This is a genomic window from Corynebacterium sp. A21 (genome assembly GCF_052266655.1).
GTDB lineage: Bacteria > Actinomycetota > Actinomycetes > Mycobacteriales > Mycobacteriaceae > Corynebacterium.
In genome coordinates, this window is the sequence record NZ_JBQPQY010000001.1 from 484,688 (window position 1) to 505,825 (window position 21,138).

The 21,138-nt window shown below is 62.4% G+C and carries 21 protein-coding genes; 15 read left to right on the forward strand and 6 right to left on the reverse strand.

Features of this window, described 5'->3' with window-relative positions:
- The first annotated feature begins 80 nt into the window (after nucleotides 1-80).
- From ACTU46_RS02175 to ACTU46_RS02185, 3 genes are all read left to right on the forward strand, one after another.
- Nucleotides 81-1,037 carry a nucleoside hydrolase gene (locus tag ACTU46_RS02175; RefSeq protein ID WP_443378494.1) on the forward strand — a complete coding sequence of 319 codons (957 nt, stop codon included), beginning with the start codon at nucleotides 81-83 and terminating at the stop codon, nucleotides 1,035-1,037.
- A 182-nt stretch (nucleotides 1,038-1,219) separates the two neighbouring features.
- The gene (gene rpsO, locus ACTU46_RS02180) at nucleotides 1,220-1,489 is read left to right on the forward strand and encodes a 30S ribosomal protein S15 (RefSeq protein ID WP_443378496.1); all 270 of its coding nucleotides are present in this window, start codon (nucleotides 1,220-1,222) and stop codon (nucleotides 1,487-1,489) included.
- Between the two features lie 262 nt (nucleotides 1,490-1,751).
- Nucleotides 1,752-3,998, forward strand: coding sequence for a polyribonucleotide nucleotidyltransferase (locus ACTU46_RS02185; protein ID WP_443378498.1), 2,247 nt, complete (start codon nucleotides 1,752-1,754; stop codon nucleotides 3,996-3,998).
- Nucleotides 3,999-4,083: 85 nt separating this feature from the next.
- On the opposite strand, the gene ACTU46_RS02190 is transcribed toward ACTU46_RS02185, so the two are convergent.
- Together ACTU46_RS02190 and ACTU46_RS02195 are read right to left on the reverse strand one after the other, a co-directional pair.
- Nucleotides 4,084-4,791 carry an AMIN-like domain-containing (lipo)protein gene (locus ACTU46_RS02190; protein ID WP_443378500.1) on the reverse strand — a complete coding sequence of 236 codons (708 nt, stop codon included), beginning with the start codon at nucleotides 4,789-4,791 and terminating at the stop codon, nucleotides 4,084-4,086.
- A gap of 110 nt (nucleotides 4,792-4,901) precedes the next feature.
- Entirely contained in the window at nucleotides 4,902-5,288 is a 387-nt protein-coding gene (locus ACTU46_RS02195) for a DUF1801 domain-containing protein (protein ID WP_443378502.1), read from the reverse strand.
- A gap of 213 nt (nucleotides 5,289-5,501) precedes the next feature.
- On the opposite strand from ACTU46_RS02195, the gene dapB reads away from it, so the two are divergent.
- The 7 genes from dapB (at nucleotide 5,502) to ACTU46_RS02230 (ending at nucleotide 15,541) form a co-directional block, all read left to right on the forward strand.
- Nucleotides 5,502-6,248, forward strand: coding sequence for a 4-hydroxy-tetrahydrodipicolinate reductase (gene dapB / locus ACTU46_RS02200; protein WP_443378504.1), 747 nt, complete (start codon nucleotides 5,502-5,504; stop codon nucleotides 6,246-6,248).
- A 14-nt stretch (nucleotides 6,249-6,262) separates the two neighbouring features.
- Nucleotides 6,263-7,018 carry an FAD-dependent thymidylate synthase gene (thyX, locus tag ACTU46_RS02205; protein ID WP_443378506.1) on the forward strand — a complete coding sequence of 252 codons (756 nt, stop codon included), beginning with the start codon at nucleotides 6,263-6,265 and terminating at the stop codon, nucleotides 7,016-7,018.
- 56 nt (nucleotides 7,019-7,074) lie between these two features.
- Nucleotides 7,075-7,980 (forward strand): 4-hydroxy-tetrahydrodipicolinate synthase, encoded by a 906-nt coding sequence (gene dapA / locus ACTU46_RS02210; RefSeq protein ID WP_443378507.1) that lies wholly within the window; start codon nucleotides 7,075-7,077, stop codon nucleotides 7,978-7,980.
- A gap of 2 nt (nucleotides 7,981-7,982) precedes the next feature.
- Nucleotides 7,983-10,160: a ribonuclease J gene (locus ACTU46_RS02215; protein ID WP_443378509.1), complete on the forward strand. Its 2,178-nt coding sequence runs from the start codon at nucleotides 7,983-7,985 to the stop codon at nucleotides 10,158-10,160.
- A gap of 101 nt (nucleotides 10,161-10,261) precedes the next feature.
- Nucleotides 10,262-10,888: a TIGR03085 family metal-binding protein gene (locus ACTU46_RS02220; RefSeq protein WP_443378511.1), complete on the forward strand. Its 627-nt coding sequence runs from the start codon at nucleotides 10,262-10,264 to the stop codon at nucleotides 10,886-10,888.
- A 182-nt stretch (nucleotides 10,889-11,070) separates the two neighbouring features.
- Nucleotides 11,071-14,109, forward strand: coding sequence for a DNA translocase FtsK (locus ACTU46_RS02225; RefSeq protein WP_443379398.1), 3,039 nt, complete (start codon nucleotides 11,071-11,073; stop codon nucleotides 14,107-14,109).
- Between the two features lie 328 nt (nucleotides 14,110-14,437).
- Nucleotides 14,438-15,541 carry a TerC family protein gene (locus tag ACTU46_RS02230; RefSeq protein ID WP_443378513.1) on the forward strand — a complete coding sequence of 368 codons (1,104 nt, stop codon included), beginning with the start codon at nucleotides 14,438-14,440 and terminating at the stop codon, nucleotides 15,539-15,541.
- 144 nt (nucleotides 15,542-15,685) lie between these two features.
- Here the strand turns inward: ACTU46_RS02230 and ACTU46_RS02235 are convergent, their stop codons facing one another.
- Nucleotides 15,686-15,988 (reverse strand): YciI family protein, encoded by a 303-nt coding sequence (locus tag ACTU46_RS02235; protein WP_443378515.1) that lies wholly within the window; start codon nucleotides 15,986-15,988, stop codon nucleotides 15,686-15,688.
- Between the two features lie 53 nt (nucleotides 15,989-16,041).
- Between ACTU46_RS02235 and pgsA the strand changes: the two genes are divergently transcribed.
- From pgsA to ACTU46_RS02255, 4 genes are all read left to right on the forward strand, one after another.
- A complete protein-coding gene (pgsA, locus tag ACTU46_RS02240; RefSeq protein WP_443378517.1) occupies nucleotides 16,042-16,695 on the forward strand; it encodes a CDP-diacylglycerol--glycerol-3-phosphate 3-phosphatidyltransferase in 654 nt (217 codons plus the stop codon).
- On the forward strand, nucleotides 16,679-17,227 hold the full coding sequence (locus ACTU46_RS02245) for a CinA family protein (protein ID WP_443378519.1): 549 nt from the start codon (nucleotides 16,679-16,681) through the stop codon (nucleotides 17,225-17,227). The genes pgsA and ACTU46_RS02245 overlap by 17 nt, the downstream gene beginning before the upstream one ends.
- Before the next feature lie 8 nt (nucleotides 17,228-17,235).
- A complete protein-coding gene (locus ACTU46_RS02250) occupies nucleotides 17,236-17,574 on the forward strand; it encodes a helix-turn-helix domain-containing protein (RefSeq protein ID WP_443378521.1) in 339 nt (112 codons plus the stop codon).
- Between the two features lie 136 nt (nucleotides 17,575-17,710).
- Nucleotides 17,711-18,541: a PspA/IM30 family protein gene (locus ACTU46_RS02255; protein ID WP_443378523.1), complete on the forward strand. Its 831-nt coding sequence runs from the start codon at nucleotides 17,711-17,713 to the stop codon at nucleotides 18,539-18,541.
- Nucleotides 18,542-18,680: 139 nt separating this feature from the next.
- On the opposite strand, the gene ACTU46_RS02260 is transcribed toward ACTU46_RS02255, so the two are convergent.
- Genes ACTU46_RS02260 through ACTU46_RS02270 form a run of 3 tightly spaced genes read right to left on the reverse strand, consistent with a single transcriptional unit; the run spans nucleotide 18,681 to nucleotide 20,627 of the window.
- Entirely contained in the window at nucleotides 18,681-19,292 is a 612-nt protein-coding gene (locus tag ACTU46_RS02260; protein ID WP_443378525.1) for an energy-coupling factor transporter transmembrane component T family protein, read from the reverse strand.
- A complete protein-coding gene (locus tag ACTU46_RS02265; protein ID WP_443378528.1) occupies nucleotides 19,289-19,981 on the reverse strand; it encodes an energy-coupling factor ABC transporter ATP-binding protein in 693 nt (230 codons plus the stop codon). The genes ACTU46_RS02260 and ACTU46_RS02265 overlap by 4 nt, the downstream gene beginning before the upstream one ends.
- Before the next feature lie 4 nt (nucleotides 19,982-19,985).
- Nucleotides 19,986-20,627: a biotin transporter BioY gene (locus ACTU46_RS02270; protein ID WP_443378530.1), complete on the reverse strand. Its 642-nt coding sequence runs from the start codon at nucleotides 20,625-20,627 to the stop codon at nucleotides 19,986-19,988.
- A 163-nt stretch (nucleotides 20,628-20,790) separates the two neighbouring features.
- On the opposite strand from ACTU46_RS02270, the gene ACTU46_RS02275 reads away from it, so the two are divergent.
- Complete coding sequence (locus ACTU46_RS02275) at nucleotides 20,791-20,997, forward strand: DUF3046 domain-containing protein (protein WP_443378532.1); 207 nt, start codon at nucleotides 20,791-20,793, stop codon at nucleotides 20,995-20,997.
- Nucleotides 20,998-21,138: the final 141 nt, after the last annotated feature.

Below are 21,138 nucleotides of genomic sequence, written 5' to 3' on the forward strand. Positions count from 1 at the left end.
TACACTGGTACCAGTCGCGCACCCGTTGTCCCGGGGCGCGTTCACCCATGCACAACCACACCCTGAGGAGCCGCACCCACATGGCCACGAAGATCATCCTGGACCTGGACACCGGCGTCGATGACGCCCTCGCACTCGCCTACGCCCTCGCCTCTGAGGAGCTGGAGCTGATCGGTGTCACCGGAACCTACGGTAACGTCCTGATGGAGACCGGCACCCGGAATGATCTGGCCATCCTCGAACTCTTCGGACGCACCGACGTTCCGGTCTACGCCGGCGAGCCACACGCCTCCACCAAGGACAACTTCGAGGTCCTGGAGATCTCCGCCTTCATCCATGGCGTAAACGGCATCGGCGAGGCAGCACTTCCGGAGCCGACCGGCACCCTGGCCGAGGGCAGCGCCGTGGACTTCCTCATCGAGTCCGTCCGGGAACACGGCGATGATCTGGTGATCGTGGCCACCGGCCCGATGACCAACCTGGCGGCCGCCATCGCCCAGGACCCCAGCTTCGCCGAGCGGGCCCACATCATCATCATGGGTGGTGCCCTGACTGTCCCGGGTAATGTCAGCCCCTGGGCCGAGGCGAATATCAACCAGGATCCGGATGCCGCGAACGAGCTCTTCCGTACCGCCCAGGACGTCACCATGATCGGACTGGATGTCACCCTGCAGACCCTGCTGACCTACGAGGACACCGCTAAGTGGCGGGAGCTGGGCACCCGTGGGGGAGACTTCCTGGCGGTGGCCACCGACTACTACATCAAGGCCTATGAGACCACCGCCCCGCACCTGGGTGGCTGTGGCCTGCACGACCCGCTAGCCGTGGCCGTAGCCGTTGATCCCTCGCTGGTCACCTGCCTGGACATCAACATGAAGGTAGACACCGAAGGCGAGACCCGGGGACGGACCATCGGTGATGAGGAACGCCTCAACGATCCCGTCAAGACCGCGAAGGTAGCCGTCGGTGTGGACGTGGAGCGTTTCCTCGGTGAGCTGATGGGTCGGCTGAGCAAGCTGGCTGCGGCTACGGAGTAGCACAGGCTGCTGGCCGGGAACTTCCGCCGCGGTAGGGGCGGGGGTGCGCAGGGGAATGCGGATGTCCGCCGCCGACGTGATAGGATTTTTCGAGGTTTGCATCTGTGGTTCACAACAGTTGCGCCCCGCTGGAAACAGTGGATTCTTTTATGTGGACTGAAATAAGCACCAGGAGATTACTCATGGCAATGACCACTGAGCAGAAGAAGACCGTCCTCACCGATTTTGGTCTGCACGAGACCGACACCGGCTCCCCGGAGGCGCAGGTCGCAATGCTGACCTTCCGCATCAACTCCCTGACTGAGCACCTCCAGTTCCACAAGCACGATCACCACTCCCGTCGTGGTCTGCTGCTGCTCGTCGGCCGTCGTCGCGCACTCCTGAAGTACCTGGCCAACACCAACGTTGACCGCTACCGTGACCTGATCTCCCGTTTGGGCCTGCGTCGCTAATTTCCGCTTCGCTTCGGCGAGATGGGATTGAACCCCTCGGACACCTTCAAGGTGTGCGGGGGTTCGTTGTTTCTCCGGGGTCCGTGGAGATCGTTAACACGTTCCGCGGCAGTCCGCTGATCGGCGCCGCAGGGCCCGGTCCGAAGATACTAGGAATTGCGGCGGCGACCTGCTAAAATGCCAGAGGTTGCAATTGAAAGCACTAAAACGGCGGCACCGACGATCGCCGGAGCAAGAACTCTGCAAAGGAGCATTTTCGCGTATGAGCGATGTGCAGTTTACTCAGGATGAAGATTACGGCGTCATCGAGGCCACGGTCACCATCGACAACGGGGACTTCGGTACCCGCACCATCCGTTTCGAGACCGGTCAGCTGGCACGCCAGGCTGATGGTTCCGTGACCACCTACCTGGACGACGACACCATGCTGCTGTCGACCACCACCGCTTCCAACCAGCCCCGCGAGGGCCTGGATTTCTTCCCGCTGACTGTGGACGTCGAAGAGCGTATGTACGCTGCCGGCCGCATTCCCGGTTCTTTCTTCCGTCGTGAGGGTCGTCCCTCCACGGAGGCCATCCTGGCGTGCCGTCTGATCGACCGCCCGCTGCGCCCGACCTTCGTGAAGGGTCTGCGCAACGAGGTCCAGATCGTGGTCACCGTGCTCTCTCAGAACCCGGATGATTTCTACGATGTTGTCGCCATCAACGGCGCCTCGGCTGCCACCCAGCTCTCCGGCCTGCCGGTTTCCGGCCCGGTCGGTGGCGTGCGCATGGCGCTGATCGCTGATGAGAAGCACCCCAAGGGTCAGTGGATCGCTTTCCCGACCCACGAGCAGCACGAGCAGTCGCTCTTCGAGATGGTTGTCTCCGGCCGCCTTGTCACCCGCAAGCAGGGTCGCAACAACGTCGAAGATGTCGCTGTCATGATGGTTGAGGCTGGTGCCACCGAGTCCGTCATCGAGCGCGTCTCCGCTGGTGCCCCGGCACCGACCGAGTCTGTGGTCGCCGAGGGACTGGAGGCTGCCAAGCCGTTCATCGCCACCCTCTGCAAGGCACAGGCCGGTCTGGCTGCGCGTGCCGCCAAGGAAACTGGCAGCTTCCAGCTCTTCCCCGCATTCAGCGAGGAGATCTTTGCCGCGGTGGAGAAGAAGTCCGCCACCAAGATGGCTGAGCTGCTGAAGCTCGCCGGCAAGAACGCCCGCGACGAGGCCACCAACGAGTTCATGGTCGAGGTCGAGGCACAGCTGCTGCCTTCCTTCGCTGAGAACCCGAATGCGGGCAAGGAAATCCGCGCAGCATTCAATGCGGTGATGAAGCAGGTCGTGCGCCACATGATTCTCACCGAGAACTTCCGTATCGACGGCCGCGGCCTGTCCGACATCCGCGATCTGGGTGTCGAGGTCGAGCTGATCCCGCGCGCCCACGGTTCCGCTCTCTTCGAGCGTGGCGAGACTCAGATCCTGGGTGTGACCACCCTGGATATGCTCAAGATGGAGCAGCAGATTGATTCGCTGTCCCCGGTGAAGTCCAAGCGCTACTTCCACCACTACAACTTCCCGCCCTACTCCACGGGTGAGACCGGTCGTGTCGGTTCCCCGAAGCGCCGCGAAATTGGCCACGGTGCGCTCGCCGAGCGTGCGCTGGTGCCGGTGATTCCCTCCCGCGAGGACTTCCCGTACACCATCCGCCAGGTCTCTGAGGCTCTGAGCTCCAATGGTTCCACCTCCATGGGTTCCGTCTGTGCCTCGACCCTGTCGATGTACAACGCCGGTGTGCCGCTGCGCGCTCCGGTGGCTGGCATCGCCATGGGCCTGGTCTCTGACGAGGTCTCCGGCGAAACCCGTTATGTCGCCCTGACCGATATCCTCGGCGCCGAGGATGCCTTCGGCGACATGGACTTCAAGGTCGCTGGTACCGCTGCCTTCATCACCGCCCTGCAGCTGGACACCAAGCTCGACGGTATCCCCACGAAGGTGCTTGTCGACGCCCTCGAGCAGGCCCGCGAGGCCCGCATGACCATCCTGGACACCATGGCTGAGGTCATTGACGGCCCGGATGAGATGTCCGAGCTGGCACCGCGCATCACCACCGTCAAGATCCCGGTGAGCAAGATCGGTGAGCTGATCGGGCCGAAGGGCAAGACCATCAACACCATCACCGAGGAGACCGGCGCAGACATCTCCATCGAGGATGACGGCACGGTCTACGTGTCCGCCACCTCCGGTGCGGCTGCTGAGGCAGCCATCGAGAAGGTCAACGCCATCGCCAACCCGCAGTTGCCGAAGGTCGGCGAGCGTTTCCTGGGCACCGTCGTCAAGACTGTCCCCTTCGGCGCTTTCGTCTCCCTGCTGCCGGGCCGTGACGGCCTGGTCCACATCTCCAACCTCGGTGGCGACAAGCGCATCGAAAAGGTTGAGGATGTTGTCAACGTCGGCGACAAGATCCAGGTCGAGATCGCGGACATCGACAACCGTGGCAAGATCTCCCTGGTTCCGGTGACCGAGGACTAATCTGGACTGATCATCCGGAGTAGAAGTCACAGCCGGGTGTCGCCCTCACAACGAGGGCGGCACCCGGCTGTGCGCTATTTTCAGGCTAAGACGGATGGATAATGTCGATAACCAGGCGGGTGGGCTGCTCAAGTGCAGTCACCGAGTAGGGCTGCTGCGAGTTCGAGCCGATGATGTACTCGGTTCTTCCCTCGAAGATGCTGGAGTAGATGACCTCCTGAACCACGCCACCGGCACCCGGGACAGTGACCAGTACCGGGCCACCCTCCGGCGGGGGATAGGTGGTGCCTTCAATGCCGACATAGAGCGCTGTCACACCCTCGAACTCGATCGGATGGCCGGAACCCTGCTGGGTGGGGGTGTCGGTGTAGTCCGTGAACCAGCCGGGCGTGCCATCACCGCTGAAGTCGAAGACAACGCGATCGAAGTCATCATGGCTGGCAATCCGCACGCCAGTCACCAGTAGATTGTCTCCACTATTTGGGCGCATGGACTTTTGGGACAAGGAAGGCTGCCCCAAGGGTTGGGTCCCCGGTGGGGGAGTTTCAGTGGTCTTGGGCGGTGGATTGGTGCTCACCTGGGAAATGGTGCCTGCCGTGGTCACGATGGTGGTTTGCGGTGGGTCGCTGGTGCTGGTCTGGGGTGAGGTTACAGTGGTGGTTTGGGTGGCATCGGAGGTATCCCCACCGCCACCGCAGGATACGAGGACGAAGGTGGCCACAGTGGTGACCACGATGCCGCCGAGACGCCAACTGCGGGAACGGGGGACTGGCTGAACTGTGTTCTGTGTCATACTGATCAGGCTATCCCGTTCCATTGTCGGGCAACAGAGTATATGGGTCTCAAGCACCTGATTGTTGGCGAATCGTTGCCTTTCCGTCAGGCTCTCACCAGCCACAGCTGCTATGCAGAGTCCACCCAGGTGGCCCGCTGAACGATCGCAATGATCCGCTGCTCAGTGGCCTCGTCCAGACCATTGAGATACCAGGCAGAGCCCACCAGCTGATCGGCAGACCCTTCGGGAACCGAAACATTGGCCTTCTCGGAGATTCCGACGCTGAAGACCCCGTCATCGCAGCGGAAGAAGACCAGCACAGGTTTAGTTGCGGCCAGGGCATAGCCCGGCATGCCGTACCAGATGCGCGGCTTGAGGTCTGGGTTCGCGTGCAGAATGAGCTCGTGTATCCGTGCCCCGACCTCATTGAAAGGGGCGGGGAAGGTCGCGATCTTTTCGAGGACCGCAGTAGCGGCTTCGGCGGACTTCTCGGCGGCGGACTTTCGCTCTGCCATGGGGTGCTCCTCGGCTCTCTGATAGTGAAGGTTGAGGTATCACCCGAGCTTATGCGTGTGGGGCGGGCTCCGGGGGCATCTGGCGGGTCGCGGCTTTGACCGGTGCCTCTGGGCGGGGCAGCGTAACCGTGGTGAGGAAAGGTCTCCTAGACTGGGAGGGCGAGAAATCGAATATCGACTTTATCGGGCGGGAAACCCGCCCAAGGAGGAACTATGGGCATCAAGGTCGGCGTGCTGGGCGCCAAGGGACGAGTCGGTCAGGCAGTGGTAGAGGCCGTCAGGGCCGCTGAGGATCTGGACCTCGTCGTCGAGATTGACCACGGTGATCCGTTGCAGAACCTGGTGGATAACGGTGCGGAGATCGTCGTGGACTTCACTGCACCGGCAGTGGTCATGGACAACCTTGATTTTTGTATCAATAACGGCATCTCCGCTGTCGTGGGAACCACCGGATTCGATGATGAGCGTCTGGCACAGGTTCGTCAGTGGTGTCAGGCCAACCCGGAGGTCAGTGTGCTGATCGCCCCGAACTTCGCGATCTCCGCGGTGCTCACCATGTCCTTTGCCAAGCAGGCCGCAAGGTTCTTCGACTCCGCTGAGGTTGTGGAGTTCCATCACCCGAACAAGTTGGATTCCCCCTCAGGTACCGCCATCCACACCGCCCAGGGTATTGCCGATGCGCGTCGTGAAGCTGGCCTGGGTGCCCAGCCGGACGCAACCAACCAGTCGCTGCCAGGTTCCCGTGGTGCTGATGTTGACGGCGTCCCGGTTCACGCCGTGCGGATGACCGGCATGGTTGCCCACGAGGAAGTGATCTTCGGCTCCCAGGGGCAGTCCCTGACCATCCGTCAGGACTCCTATGACCGGACCTCCTTTGTTCCGGGGGTACTTCTGGGGGTACGCGAGGCAGCTGATCACAAGGGCCTTGTTGTGGGCCTGGATGCCTACCTCGGCCTTTAGTCGGCGGACCCATTGTGGCTAAAGAAGTAGATTTGGACGTGCAGCTGCTGGCCTGCACGACATTCCAGCCTCCCACTGACATTGACTGGGAGGCGGACACCGAAAACGGGCCCGAAGCCCTGGTCGAATTTGCCGGTCGGGCCTGTTATGAAACCTTTGAGAAGCCGAACCCACGGACTGCGACCAATGCCGCCTATCTCCGCCACATCATGGAGGTCGGGCATGGTGCGCTGCTGGAGCACGCCAGCGCCACGGTCTATCTCCGCGGCATCTCCCGTTCTGCCACCCATGAACTGGTACGGCATCGGCATTTCTCCTTCTCCCAGCTCAGCCAGCGTTTCGTCCACACTGACGAAGCCGAGGTGGTGCTGCCACCGCTGATCTCCGAGGATCCCGAGCTGCGCCAATTGATGTTGCGTGCGGTGGATGAATCCCGCTTCGTCTACCAGGAGCTTCTCGATGCCCTCGAGGAGAAACTGGCCGATGAACCCAATGCGCTGCTCCGGAAGAAGCAGGCCCGGCAGGCGGCGCGGGCGATTTTGCCCAATGCCACCGAGTCGCGGATCGTGGTCACCGGAAACTTCCGTACCTGGCGCCACTTCATCGCGATGCGGGCGACCGAGCACGCCGATGTGGAGATCCGGGCACTTGCGGTGGCCTGCCTGAAGCTCCTTCGGAAACAGGCACCCGTGTTGCTGGGGGATTTCGAGATCTCCCGGCTTTCCGACGGCTCCGAGATGGCGGTCAGTCCCTACGTGACTGATTTCTAGCCATTAGTCGGCGTCGATTCCCCTTAGTCAGAATGAAACAGGTAACCTCAGACACTATGAGTACAGGTTTGACAGCGAAGAATGGGGCCGAGACCTTCGGTACCGTCAGCGTAGCCATGGTCACGCCCTTCGACCAGGACGGCAATATCGACATCGCCGCTGGACGACGCCTCGCCGCGCATCTCGTCGATAATGGTCTTGATGCCCTGGTCCTTGCGGGGACCACGGGTGAATCGCCGACCACGACAACCGCGGAGAAGCTCGACCTGCTCAAGGCTGTAAAGGAAGAAGTAGGGGACCGGGCCAAAATCATGGCTGGGGCGGGTACGAATAATACCGTCACCTCCATCGAGCTTGCGCGGGCCTCCGCGGACGCCGGAGCTGACTCACTACTGTTGGTCACACCGTACTACTCCAAGCCCAATCAGGAGGGTGTGTTTCAGCACTTCAAGGCGATCTCTGAAGCGACCGACCTTCCGATCTGTCTCTATGACATTCCTGGTCGGTCCGGTATCCCGATCGAGTCGGACACCATCCGTCGACTCGCTGAGCTTCCGAAGATTCGCGCGGTCAAAGATGCCAAGGGCGATTTTAACGCTGCCGCATCTCTGATCGCTGAGACTGGGCTGGCCTGGCTCTCCGGTGATGATCCGCTGAATCTCCCGTGGCTGTCCATGGGGGCCATCGGCTTCATTTCCGTGATCGGCCATGCCGCGCCGCAGCAGCTCCGTGACCTTTACACCTCATTTGAGGAAGGCGACCTCACCCGCGCGCGGGAAATCAACGCCACTCTGACCCCGCTGGTTCACGCTCAGGCACGCCTGGGTGGAGCCAGCCTCGCTAAGGCTGCCCTGCGACTGCAGGGCATTGAGGTGGGGGATCCTCGACTGCCGGTGCTAGCACCGAATCCGCAGGAAATCGAGGAACTCCGCCGTGACATGGAAAAAGCTGGAGTCCTATAAACATGACTGAACCCCGTAACCGTGCCCGGAAGGTTATCCGAAAGGCTGGCCCGCCGGAGACCGCGGAAACCCCGGTCTTCCAGGCGCCGGAGACAACCTCCGAATCCGCGCCCTCGGATTCTGCGGGCAATGCGCCCCGCTCAACTGGGGAAGAGTCCCCCAAGAGCTCGGGAGCACACCAAGGATCCGATAACTCCGGATCCGAGGCCCGCTCCGGCGGCAATGACAATAATCGATCCCGCTCCGGCAACCGACGCGGTGGCCGTGGCCGTCGTGGCGGCGCCAACACCGGCGGTAACGCCGAGAACACCGCCAACACCGGCGGTAACCGTGGCAGCAACACCGGCGGTAACCGTGGCGGCAACACCGCCAACTCCAACAGCAACGCCAACCGTGGCGGTCGTCGTAACGTGGTCAAGTCCATGCAGGGCGCTGACATGACCAAGCGTCTGTCGGAGCCGCCGAAGGCTCCGCGTAACGGTCTGCGTATCTACGCCCTCGGCGGGATCTCTGAGATCGGTCGAAACATGACCGTCTTCGAGTACAACGGCCGACTCCTGCTCGTCGACTGTGGCGTGCTCTTCCCCTCCTCGGGTGAGCCGGGCGTCGATCTGATCCTGCCGGACTTCGGCCCGATCGAGGATCAGCTGGACCGCGTTGAGGCTCTCGTGGTCACCCACGGTCATGAGGACCACATCGGTGCCATCCCGTGGCTGCTGAAGCTGCGCCCTGATATGCCGGTCATCGGTTCCCGTTTCACGCTCGCGCTCATCGCCGCGAAGTGCAAGGAGCACCGTATCCGTCCGAAGCTCATCGAGGTCAACGAGAAGTCCAACGAGAACCGTGGACCCTTCAACCTCCGTTTCTGGGCTGTCAACCACTCCATCCCGGATTGCCTGGGCCTGGCCATCAAGACCGGCGCCGGTCTGGTCATCCACACCGGTGACATCAAGCTGGACCAGACCCCGACCAACGGTCGGCCGACTGACCTGCCGGCGCTGTCTCGTTTCGGTGATGAAGGTGTCGACCTCATCATGTGTGACTCGACCAATGCCACCACCCCGGGTGTCTCGGGTTCTGAGGCGGAAATCGCCCCGACCCTGCGGCGTCTGATTACCGAGGCCAAGCAGCGCGTCATTCTCGCTTCCTTCGCCTCGAACGTCGACCGTGTCCAGGCTGCGGTGGATGCCGCTGTCGCCTCCGGACGCAAGATCGCCTTCAACGGTCGTTCCATGATCCGGAACATGGAGATCGCGGAGAAGCTGGGTTACCTCAAGGCTCCGCGCGGCACCATCGTCTCGATGGATGACGCCTCCAAGATGGCTCCGCACAAGATCATGCTGATCACCACCGGCACCCAGGGTGAGCCGATGGCTGCCCTGTCACGCATGGCGCGTCGTGAGCACCGTCAGATCACCGTCCGTGACGGCGACCTGATCATTCTCTCTTCCTCGCTCGTTCCGGGCAATGAGGAAGCGGTCTTCGGTGTGATCAACAACCTTGCCCAGATCGGTGCCACTGTGATCACCGGTAGTGACGCCAAGGTTCACACCTCCGGCCACGGCTACGCCGGCGAGCTGGTCTTCCTGTACAACGCAGCCCGTCCGAAGAACGTCATGCCGGTGCACGGCGAGTGGCGTCACCTGCGTGCCAACAAGGAACTCGCGATCTCTACCGGTGTTCCGGCGGAGAACGTGGTCCTGGCGCAGAACGGTGTCGTCGTCGACCTGGTGGACGGTCGCGCCAGCGTCGTCGGCCAGATCCCGGTGGGCAACCTCTACGTTGATGGCGTCACCATGGGCGAGGTCGACGCGGATGTCCTCGCGGACCGCACCTCCCTGGGTGAGGGTGGTCTGATCTCGATCACCGCCGTCATCGACAACCGCACCGGCCGTCTGCTCGAGCGCCCGACGGTTCAGACCAAGGGTTACGCCGAGGATGCCAGCGAGGTCACCGCTGCGGTGATTGAACTTGCCGAGACCACCATGAACGATCTCGCCGCCGAAGGCGAGAATGACCCCTACCGCATGGTTCAGCAGCTGCGCCGACGGGTCTCCCGCCTGGTGGAGCAGACCTGGCGTCGCGAGCCGATGATCATGCCGACTGTGGTTCCGATGACCTCGGACAACGATCAGCAAGTCGGTGATGATGATATCGAGGCCTCTCTCGAGAGTCTCTGAGGTTGATCACTCAGCCTGCCCGGCAGGCTGAGTGACCTACCCCGCACCAGAATGAAGCAGCACCCCAGCAGCCACCCGCACCGGTGGTTATGCTGGGGTGCATGTCTTTTTCCTCCTTTGAACGTGCCCGTCTCGCGGAATTGATGTTGGAGCTCGGGCCGGATGCCCCGACACTGTGTGAGGGGTGGACCACCCGGGATATGGCGATTCACCTGTTCCTCCGGGAGCATGCGCCGGTTGCTGCCGCGGGTATCTTCCTCGCCCCCGCCCGCGGACTTCTTGCGAAGGCGGAGAAGCAACAGCGCCAGCGCCCCTATGCGGAGATCGTTCGCGAGTGGGCGGCTGGCCCGCGCGGGTTCTCCCCCTGGCGGCTGATCGATGACAGTGCCAACTTCATGGAGCACTTCATCCACCATGAGGATGTCCGCCGTGGCGGGGGAGTGGTGGCACCCCGGGATTTCAGCGCCGATGTCAACGATGCGCTTTATCGCAGGTTGAAGCTCGTGGCTCCGCGGATGCTGGCCAAGAGTACAACTCCGGTGATTCTGGTTCCAGTGGGTAAAGCTCAGGTAGTGATCGCCGATTCCCGTGGGGTCAGCGCTGAAGGAGGCCGGGTGCTTCGGGTGGCAGGTCCGGTGGGGGAGCTGTTGTTGTGGGCCTCTGGCCGGGATGTGGTTCAGGTGGAGATGAGCGGGGACCCCGGAGCGCTGGGAAGGTCAAGGGTATAACCCTGATTTTCTTCAAGAAATTGGGATAAACCTCAACCTTAGCTTTAAGTGGTGTGGCGGATGTGGGAGCTGGGGATTCTGGGACTATTCTGGGTGGCATGACTGCCAGAAGTGCCGCCTCCAAGCGACCCAAGAGTACGGCTAAGCGTACCCGGGACCGGGACCGCGACCGGGACAAGGGAATGAATCGTTCCCGTCCGGCCGGTCGAACCGCTGTGTCCGCTCCCGTGGCCCATCGCGCCGCAAGTAGCTCCGAAGAGCGGACCGGAAGTGCAGTGGGCGCGGTGGGCAAAGGCATCGGAACGATGTTCTCGGCCACCGCGGAAGGGCTGGGAAATCTGGCCCGAGGGCTCGGCTCCCGTGGTAGCGAAGACAACCTGTATAACGAGGATGCCCCCCGGGGCGCGGAGGATATGAAGGACAGTAACGCCAGCGGAAAGAAGCGAACCAGGATAGCGGCCGCCGAAGCAGAGCCGGTGGCACTCAAGCCGAAGCGTAAACGTGCCGGATCCAAGGTCAGCGCGGATGCCCGGACCGAGGTCATCGAGCGGTCTGAAGGGGATGATCAGGAGGATACGGAAAATTCCCTTCAGCTCATCTCTGAATGGGTGGAGGAGCACTCGGATGGATTGGGGCTGAGTCTTATCGGCCTGGCTGCGGTTCTCGGGGCCTCGGTCTGGCTCGATATCGCCGGTCCGATCGGTGCCTTTATCGCGATGATCACCCACACCGTCATTGGGGCGGGTGCCATCATTTTGCCGGTGGCCCTGGTGGCCCTGGCGGTCGTCCTCATGCTCGGGCTCAAGGGTGGCACGCATGACCGCGTGCGCGTGAGCGTCGGCACCTCGCTGATCATCGTCGCCATGCTGGGACTGGTGCATGTCCTGGCCGGTGATCCGGCCAGCTGGGAAGGACGCCGGATCGCTGGTGGTGCCATCGGTGCCTACACCGGTGGTTTATTGGCCGCTGGCTTCAGCAGTTACCTGGCTATCCCGATCCTGGTTCTGGTCATCATCTACGGGGCGCTCAAGGTCACCGGCATCACCACACGTCAGGCACTCAACCTGGTCGGTGGAGTCATCAGTGAGTTCTTCAATGGCAGCCGTGAGGGAGCCGATGATGAGTATGGGGATGACTACGAGGATGACCGTTATGGGCATGTCGATGAAGAGATAGATTCCCGCGCCAATGGTGAGGCACCTCGGGCGGTCCGCCCTCGCCCGACCCCGCGTGCCATCCCGCGCCCGGCCCCGCGTGCCGCCCCACGGCCGGCCCGGCCGACTCCCACTCCGATGGACAACTATCCGGTGGATTCGGAGGAGCCGGAAGACAGCTCCCAGCACACCCTCTTCCAGTCGCCAGAGCCCCCGGAGGTGAAGAAGCCGGAAGTGGCCGATACCGACGAGTTCCCGGCGGTCAGCGCCGAGCAGGCCGCGGCGTCGATAAGCACACCGGCGGAATCTGAAGCCGCAGCGGCGAAGCGCGATGCGGTGGCCGCCAGCCGCCAGGCGATGCGGGATGCCATTCTCGCCCGTTCGGGCAGCAATACCACGGCTACCGCCAAGCCGGAGGCCACCACTGATGAGGATGCTCCGGTCCAGAAAATGTCGGAGCCCTGGCAGCCGGAGCCGAGCAATTACGAGATTCCGAGCACCCATCTGCTCACGCCGGGCGAGCCTGCGAAGACCCGTTCCGCCGCCAATGACCGCATGATCGAGGCGATCACGGAGGTGTTCAGCGAGTTCAAGGTGGATGCCAACGTCACCGGCTTCTCACGTGGCCCGACCGTCACCCGCTATGAGGTTGAGCTCGGCCCGGGTGTGAAGGTCTCCAAGATCACCAACCTGCAGTCCAACCTGGCCTATGCCGCCGCCACTGATAACGTGCGACTGCTGACTCCGATCCCGGGCAGGTCGCTCGTGGGTATTGAGGTGCCCAATGATGACCGTGAGATGGTGCGTCTGGCGGATGTGCTGGAGGCTCCGGCGACGATCGCCAATGAGGATCCGATGCTCATCGCGCTGGGCAAGGATATTGAGGGTGAGTTCGTCAGTGCCTCAATCCAGAAGATGCCGCACCTGCTGGTCGCCGGTTCCACCGGTTCCGGTAAGTCCGCTTTCGTCAACTCGCTGCTGGTGTCCCTGCTCACCCGTGCGAGCCCAGATCAGGTGCGGCTGATCCTGGTGGATCCGAAGATGGTGGAGCTGACCCCCTACGAGGGCATCCCGCATTTGATCACCCCGATCATCACACAGCCGAAGAAGGCTACGGCCGCCCTGCAGTGGTTGGTCGAGGAGATGGAACAGCGCTACATGGACATGAAGCAGACCCGGGTGCGTCATATCAAGGACTTCAACCGCAAGGTCGAGTCCGGGGAGATTCGGACCCCGCTGGGTTCAGAGCGGGTCTACAAGCCGTATCCCTATATTGTCTGTGTGGTCGATGAGCTCGCTGACCTGATGATGACGGCGCCGAAGGAGATCGAGGAATCGATCGTCCGCATCACCCAGAAGGCCCGTGCCGCCGGTATCCACCTGGTGCTGGCCACCCAGCGTCCTTCGGTCGACGTGGTGACCGGTCTGATCAAGACCAACGTTCCTTCCCGCCTGGCTTTCGCCACCTCCTCATTGATCGACTCCCGTGTCATCCTCGACCAGGGTGGCGCCGAGAAGCTCATCGGTATGGGCGATGCACTGTTCATTCCGCAGGGTGCCGGCAAACCCCAGCGGCTGCAGGGTTCCTTCGTCACTGATGAAGAGATCCAGGCTGTGGTTGAGGCCGCCAAATCCCAGCGGGAGCCGGAATACACCGAGGGGGTTACCTCGGAGAAGGCCTCCACGGTAAAGAAGGACATCGACGATGACATTGGCAAGGATCTCGATGATTTGCTTGAGGCCGTCGAGCTGGTGGTCACCTCGCAGCTGGGCTCCACCTCGATGCTGCAGCGCAAGCTGCGCATCGGCTTCGCCAAGGCTGGCCGCCTCATGGACCTGATGGAGACCCGCGGCGTGGTCGGCCCCTCCGAGGGATCCAAGGCCCGTGATGTGCTGGTTAAGCCTGATGAGCTGGAGACCATCATCTGGATGATCAAGGGCGCTGATCCCGCGGACGCCCCCAAGGAAGATCCCTCGGCGTCCGGTTTCGCGGAGCCGGACGCCGAAGGCTCCGGTGAGGCGCGGACCGTGCAGGCCACCTATAACCCTTCACAGGGCGCCTTCTAACCCTTTTAAACGCTTATCGACGCCCAGCCCGCAGGGCTTCCCGGAACCCCGCTCGAGGCGGGCGTCGAGAAGCTCTTTTCGGCGTGGGATAACACCCCGGTCACGATGTGGGCGGACAGGGACGGACAATCCCATGAGCAGGTGACAGTGGAGTGTGGTCTCGGCTATAGTGGCTAAGCGTCAGGAGGGGAGTACCCCGAATGCGGCATTGATCGTCAGCACGGGAACCACCATTGGATCCCCGGTCATGTCGGCCCAGCCCAGAAGTTCATTTCTGTAGGGGTGGGGGAGACCTCCGGCTCATACGAGACCGGAGGGTTATCTAAATATGTCTGTCCCACTATGGATCTGGGCGGCCACGATCATCGTGATTGCCGGGTTCTTTGTTTTTGACTTCTACTCGCACGTTAAGACCCCGCACGAGCCTTCTATGAAGGAATCAGCCTGGTGGTCCGTGTTTTATGTCGCACTGGCGATGCTCTTCGGCCTGATCGTCTGGATCGTCTGGGATCAGCAGCACGGTATGGAGTACCTCACCGGTTATGTGACCGAGAAGGCGCTGAGCGTGGATAACCTCTTCGTCTTCGCGCTGATCATGGGTGCCTTCAAGATTCCGCGGATGTACCAGCAGAAGGTGCTGCTGATCGGTATCGCGCTGGCCCTGTTCTTCCGGTTGCTGTTCATCCTGCTCGGTGCCGCTGTCATCGAAGCATGGTCGGACATCTTCTACATCTTCGCCGCCTTCCTGCTCTTCACCGCAGTCAAGATGATCTACGACGAGGTCGTTGATCATCCGGAAAAGGATCCGAAGGACATGGCCGTGGTCAAGCTGGCCGCCAAGGTCCTGCCGATCACCGATGAACTGCACGGTGACAAGCTCTCCGTCAAGATCAAGGGCAAGCGCTACTTCACCTCTCTGATGATCGCCCTGGTGGCCATCGGCCTGGTTGACATCATGTTCGCCCTGGACTCCATCCCGGCAATCTACGGCATCACCACCGAGGCCTTCCTGGTGTTCACCACCAACGCCTTCGCGCTGCTGGGTCTGCGGCAGATGTACTTCCTGCTTGATGGACTCCTCGAGCGTCTGGTGTTCCTCTCTTATGGGCTGTCCATCATCCTGGGCTTCATTGGTGTGAAGCTGGCACTGCATGCCCTGCACGAGAACAAGCTGCCCTTCATTAACGGTGGTGAGGGGCTGACTGTCCCGGAGATTTCCACCCAGCTGTCCCTGGGTGTGATCGTGGGTGTCCTGGTGGTTACCGTGTTGCTCTCGCTGTGGAAGAACAAGCGCGATGAGGCACAGGGCAGCATCGATATTTCCGTTACCGCCGCTGAAGAGCGTCGTCGTCAGAAGGATGAGCAGCAGGCCGCAGGTGCCGTCTCCGAGGGAGTCGCTACCGGCGAGGCTGACCATTCCTCGGAACGCTAGACCGCTTATCGACGCCCGGCTGATTCAGCCGCTGCGTCGCTGAACGATGAACGGGCTGTGCCCTTCCTCTGGGAGGGGCACAGCCCGTTTCGGATGCCGGGGGTCGGTGCCTACCGGGAGACGGTGGCCGTCGATAAGCGGGGTTTAGACGGTCGGTGCCTGGAAGACGTTCTTCACCGGGTTCCAGGAACGGATGCTGCGCTGGGAGATCAGCCCACGCAGCTGGAAGGGATCCTGATCGAAGAGCGCGGCGGCATCCTCGACGCCGGCCGGTTCCGGTAGGCGGATGATGATCAGCGCGCCGCCCTCTTCATCGGTGAAGGGGCCTGAACCGATGAGCTTGCCCTCGGCTTCGAGGCCGCCCAGGAACTCGCGGTGCTCCGGACGGTGGGCGGCAATCTGCTCGGCATCTTCAACATATTCATAAAGGATCGCAAAAGTATTCATGAGGGCGATCATAGATCAGCGCCGGGTGGGGCCGGTGGTGCCCGGGTGGAAGCATGGAGTGGGATGGGGACGTGGTCTGGCCAACGGGTAGGGTTGGACCTGTGAATGCAGCAGCTTCAAACACGAACCAAGTCGGGGGGCAGGCGGCCAAGCCCTCCAATTTCAATCTCCCCAACGTATTGACGAGTCTGCGGATCATCATGATCCCGCCTTTCGCATGGTTGGTGTTGCGGGGGAACAACGAAGATCTGCCCTGGGTCTGGGGTGCCTTTGTGCTTTTCGTGGCGCTGATGATCACCGATAAACTTGATGGTGACATCGCCCGGGCCAAGGGGTTGGTCACCGACTTCGGCAAGATCGCCGACCCGATCGCGGACAAGGCGTTGATGACCACCGCACTGGTGTGTCTCAACCTCATCGGGGTGCTGCCCTGGTGGGTCACCGTCATCATCGTGATCCGTGAGTTCGGTATCACCATCTGGCGGATGGTCCAGCTGCGCGCGGGCCGGGTGGTGCCCGCCTCTAAGGGGGGCAAGCTCAAGACCGCTCTGCAGACCCTGGCGGTGGGCCTCTACCTCTGTCCGCTGCCAGCCTGGATGGAGATCCCCACTTTCATCGTGATGCTCGCGGCGGTGGTGGTCACCGTGTACACCGGAGTCCAATACCTGCTTGATGCGCGGAACCTGAGCGATGACAGCGGCAAGTGAACTTGTTGCCGCGCTGCGGGAAGTCGGCCAGACCCTGGCCTGTTGTGAATCGCTGACTGCTGGTCTGGCGGCGGCCACCATCGCCGAGGTGCCAGGCGCCTCTGCGGTGCTCCGGGGTGGACTGATCACCTATGCCACCGACCTCAAACACACCCTTGCCGGGGTGGATGCTGCGGTACTCGCGGAGCACGGGCCGGTGGCTGCGGCGACCGCAGCGCAGATGGCCAGCGGTGCGCGCCAGGTCTGTGGCGCCGATTGGGGGCTTGCCCTGACCGGGGTGGCGGGCCCGGATCCCCAGGATGGGCACCCGGTGGGTGAGGTCTTCCTCGGGATCGTCGGCCCGGGGGGATTTTCCCGGGAGCTGCGGGTACACCCGGCGGGGCTGACCCATTTCGCGCTGACACCCCGGGAGAAACATCCGGTTCGGGTGCTCAATGGTGACCGTGCGGCCATCCGAACGCGTAGCGTGGAGTTTGCACTGCGAGAAATTCTTCTTAATGTCCTGGAACAAAATGCAGGGAAGGGTCGTTGAGTTAAGTGATGGCTACTAATACAGCACTTCTTGACCAGCCGGTGGTGTCGCCGGCCCGCCGTCCGCGGCCGCAGCCTTTGCTGCGCGAAGCGCTCGGCGAGGCGTTACGCTCCTACCGGACCGAGCAGGGGATCACCCTGCGTGAACTAGCTGAGTCTGCCCGGGTGTCCCCGGGGTATCTCTCAGAACTTGAACGCGGCCGCAAGGAGGTTTCCTCCGAGCTCCTGGCATCGGTGTGCCATGCCCTCGAGGTATCGGTCGCTGAAGTCCTCATCGAGGCCGCCGGCTCCATGGCGCTGCAGTCTGTTGTGGAAGAACTGACCACTGCCGGTACCGCTGGTAGATAATTCCCCCGGAGGGGAGAAGTACCACGTCGTGGGGCCACTTGGGCTACCATGGTGGCGACCAATAACTCGCCCCTGAGCTGTCCTGCAGTGCACGGAGCAACTAACTAGTTCACTAAATCCTAGGAGGGCCCGAGACATGGCGAACCCCTTTGTCAAGGCATGGAAGTACCTGATGGCGATGTTCGACTCGAAGATCGAGGAGAACGCCGATCCCAAGGTGCAGATCCAGCAGGCTATTGAGGATGCGCAGCGGCAGCACCAGGAGCTGTCCCAGCAGGCGGCAGCCGTGATCGGTAACCAGCGTCAGCTGGAGATGCAGCTCAACCGTCGTCTCGGGGAGATTGAGAAGCTGCAGGCTAACACCCGTCAGGCTCTCCAGCTCGCTGACAAGGCCCGTGGCGAAGGTGATGAGAAGAAGGCCCTCGAGTACGAGAACGCTGCCGAGGCTTTCGCTGCCCAGCTGGTTACCGCGGAACAGTCCGTGGAAGATACCAAGCAGCTCCACGACCAGGCGCTGCAGCAGGCAGACCAGGCTAAGCAGGCCGTGGAGCGCAACTCCATGGCACTGCAGCAGAAGGTCGCCGAGCGCACCAAGCTGCTCAGCCAGCTGGAGCAGGCGAAGATGCAGGAGAAGGTCTCGGAGTCCCTCCAGTCCATGAACTCCATTTCCGGCTCCGGCAGCACCCCGAATCTGGATCAGGTGCGCGAGAAGATCGAGCGCCGTTATTCCAACGCTCTGGGTCAAGCGGAGCTTGCCCAGAACTCCGTTGAGGGTCGGATGGCTGAGGTGCAGCAGGCCGGTATCCAGATGGCCGGCCACTCCCGCCTCGAGCAGATCCGCGCAGAGATGGGCGGCAACCAGCTCAACTCCACTAAGCCGCAGGGCTCCATCGAGGCCGGTGCCGCTGGTGCTGCCGTCGATAATGATGCCGTGGCACAGCGCATGCGTGAACTCCGCGGTGAGTAATTAACGCCCGCAGGACGTGTGAGACCGGCAGGACGTGAAGAGACCAGGCCCCCAGGATGATGAATTCATCCTGGGGGCCTGGTTTTGGTTATTTTTTCTTTTGGGGTGATGTCCTCCGGGGTGGGGGGCCTCGAAGAGATCAGTCGCCGACGCCGCGGGCTTGGAGGGCCTCGGCGATGCCGTGCGCCCGCCGCATGCTCCGGATCAACACGGGGGTACCAAAGGCTCGGATAGAGAAGGCGGCACCACGGGCCTTCCGGGCATTGAGAACTTCTTTTACCGTGGACAGCTGCAGCGGGATCAACCGGATGGTCAGCGAGACCGCCAAGCTGATGGCCTCCACCGGAATACCGAAGCGGGCGAGCGGGGCCAAGAGCTGTTCAAGGGCGTCCATGATGGCCGGGATCGTGGTGGTCAGCGTGAGCAGGGTGGCGGCCATGATCGCGGCAAAAATGACCAGCACCATGGTCAGCGCGGTGGCGGCGTCGCGCTGCCACCACTGGAACAGCCCCAGCACCACGAGGATGGGCAGTGGGGGCCAGAGCTGCCCTAGCGCAACCCGCAGCGGGATCCGGGCGATGACGTAGCCCAGGGTCGGCAGGAGCAGTGCCAGGGCCGCCCAACGGGGAGTGCCGATGAAGATCGCGGTGGCGAGAATATAGAGGACCAGCAACGCGAATTTCCAGGCCGGTGGGGTGCGGTGGATCAGGCTGTTGCCGGGGACATAGAACCCGAGGGGGAGGGTATTCACAGTGGACGGGCCTCCATCAGGCGGACATAGTGCTCGATGACCGCTGCCGGCGTGCCATCGGCGACAATCTGGTGTTCATCGATGCAGAGCACCCGGTCAAAGCCCTGAAGGAAGTCCAGGTCGTGGGTGACTACAATCAGCTGCTGTTCCAGCGCGTCGAACTCTCGGCGAATCCGGCGGCGGTTGCGCAGATCCAGCAGAGTGGTGGGTTCATCGGCGACAATGATCTCCGGCTCCATCACCAGCACTGCCGCCAGGGCGAGTAATTGCTTCTGCCCGCCAGAGAGCAGGTGTGGCGAGTGCTCGGCATGCTGAGCGAGCTCGAAGCGGGCGAGCATCTCATCTACGCGCTGTCGGCGCTGTGCCCGGGGAAGCTTGAGTTGGCGCAGCGAGAAATCGATGTCATCGCGCACCCGGGGCATGATGATCTGGTTTTCGGCGTCGGAGAACACGAAGCCCACCCGACGCCGGATACGACGGCCGTTGGCGGCGACATCGAGGCCGTCGACAAGCACCCGGCCCTGACTGGGTCCGCCGAGTCCGTTGATCAGCCGCGCGAGGGTGGACTTTCCACCACCGTTGGCACCGATGATCCCGATTCGGTGTTCGCTGAGCTGAAGATTGATTCCGGAGAGGACGGGCACGCCGTCATAGTCGACGTGAACGTCCTCGAAGATGATGTCGGGCATCAGATCAGTGTGCCTGAACCCCGGAGTTTCCGGAGGCTGCGACACTATCTGCTGCAAGCCTGGGAGCTCCAGTGCGGGGGCGGCGGCGCAGCAGATCCGGGAAGGCGGCGTGGACACCCAGGGCGATCACGACCATGATCGCGAACTTGGCCAGATCCGGGATGAGGAAGGGGACCTGCGCCAGGGCCGCTTCAGTCAGGGTGAGCTCGGCACGCCACACCAGGCCCAAGGCGCCGCAGAGGTACTGCAGCAGGAGACCTGCCAGTGCCGCGATGGTGAAGACCACCGCCTGCCCGGTGCGGTTCTTCCGCGGCGCGCGGTAGGCGATCAGGCCGGCGACGGTGGCGGAGACGAGATAGCCGAGAATATAGCCGACGGTCGGGCCGGCAACGGCTGCCAGCGTGGTGCGGCCACCGGCCAGGACCGGCAGTCCGATCAAGCCGAGCCCGATGAAGAGTAGTGCGGCGAGTCCGCCGCGACGGCCACCTAGGACCAGGCCTGCGAGGACTACCGCGGCGTTCTGCAGCACGATGGGCACGCCGGCACCACCGATCGGGATGGCGACGAAGGCGAGCACGATAATTAGCGCGGCAAATACGGCGATATAGGCCAGATCGAGGGCCATGCCGGGTCGTTTGGTGGTCATGTGAAAATACCCTACCTTGAACAGTGTTCAAGCATGCAAACAGGCTCTTTGAACGCTGTTTAACTACTCTGGAGTGGGTGTGTTTCGGGCGGAGGGTGGGGAGGTTTCGGATGCAGCGGGAGCTTGATGGGGTGGGCCGGGGCAGGCTCGGTAGTATCGGGGCATGCGTTTGACGGAGTTTCATCAGTTGGTCACTGACGAGTTCGGCGATGCGAAAGGGGGCTGGATCCTGCATTCGCATGTCCTGGGCGGCTACGGCGATACTGCCGGCAAGCTGCTGGATGGTGGTCTTGATCCGCGGAAAGTCTGGCGTGGGCTCTGTGATGACTTTGACGTTCCGGAGGAGCGACGGCTAGGGCGGGATGAGTGAGGGTGGCACTTTTTCGGCGTTGAATGTGCTTTCCCTGACATATTCCAGGCGTTGCATTCGAACAGTTGTGCGTGTAAATTCGAACGCGATGACCCGGGGTACCGGTATCGTGCACAGACATGAGGCCAAGGTGTGGGAGCC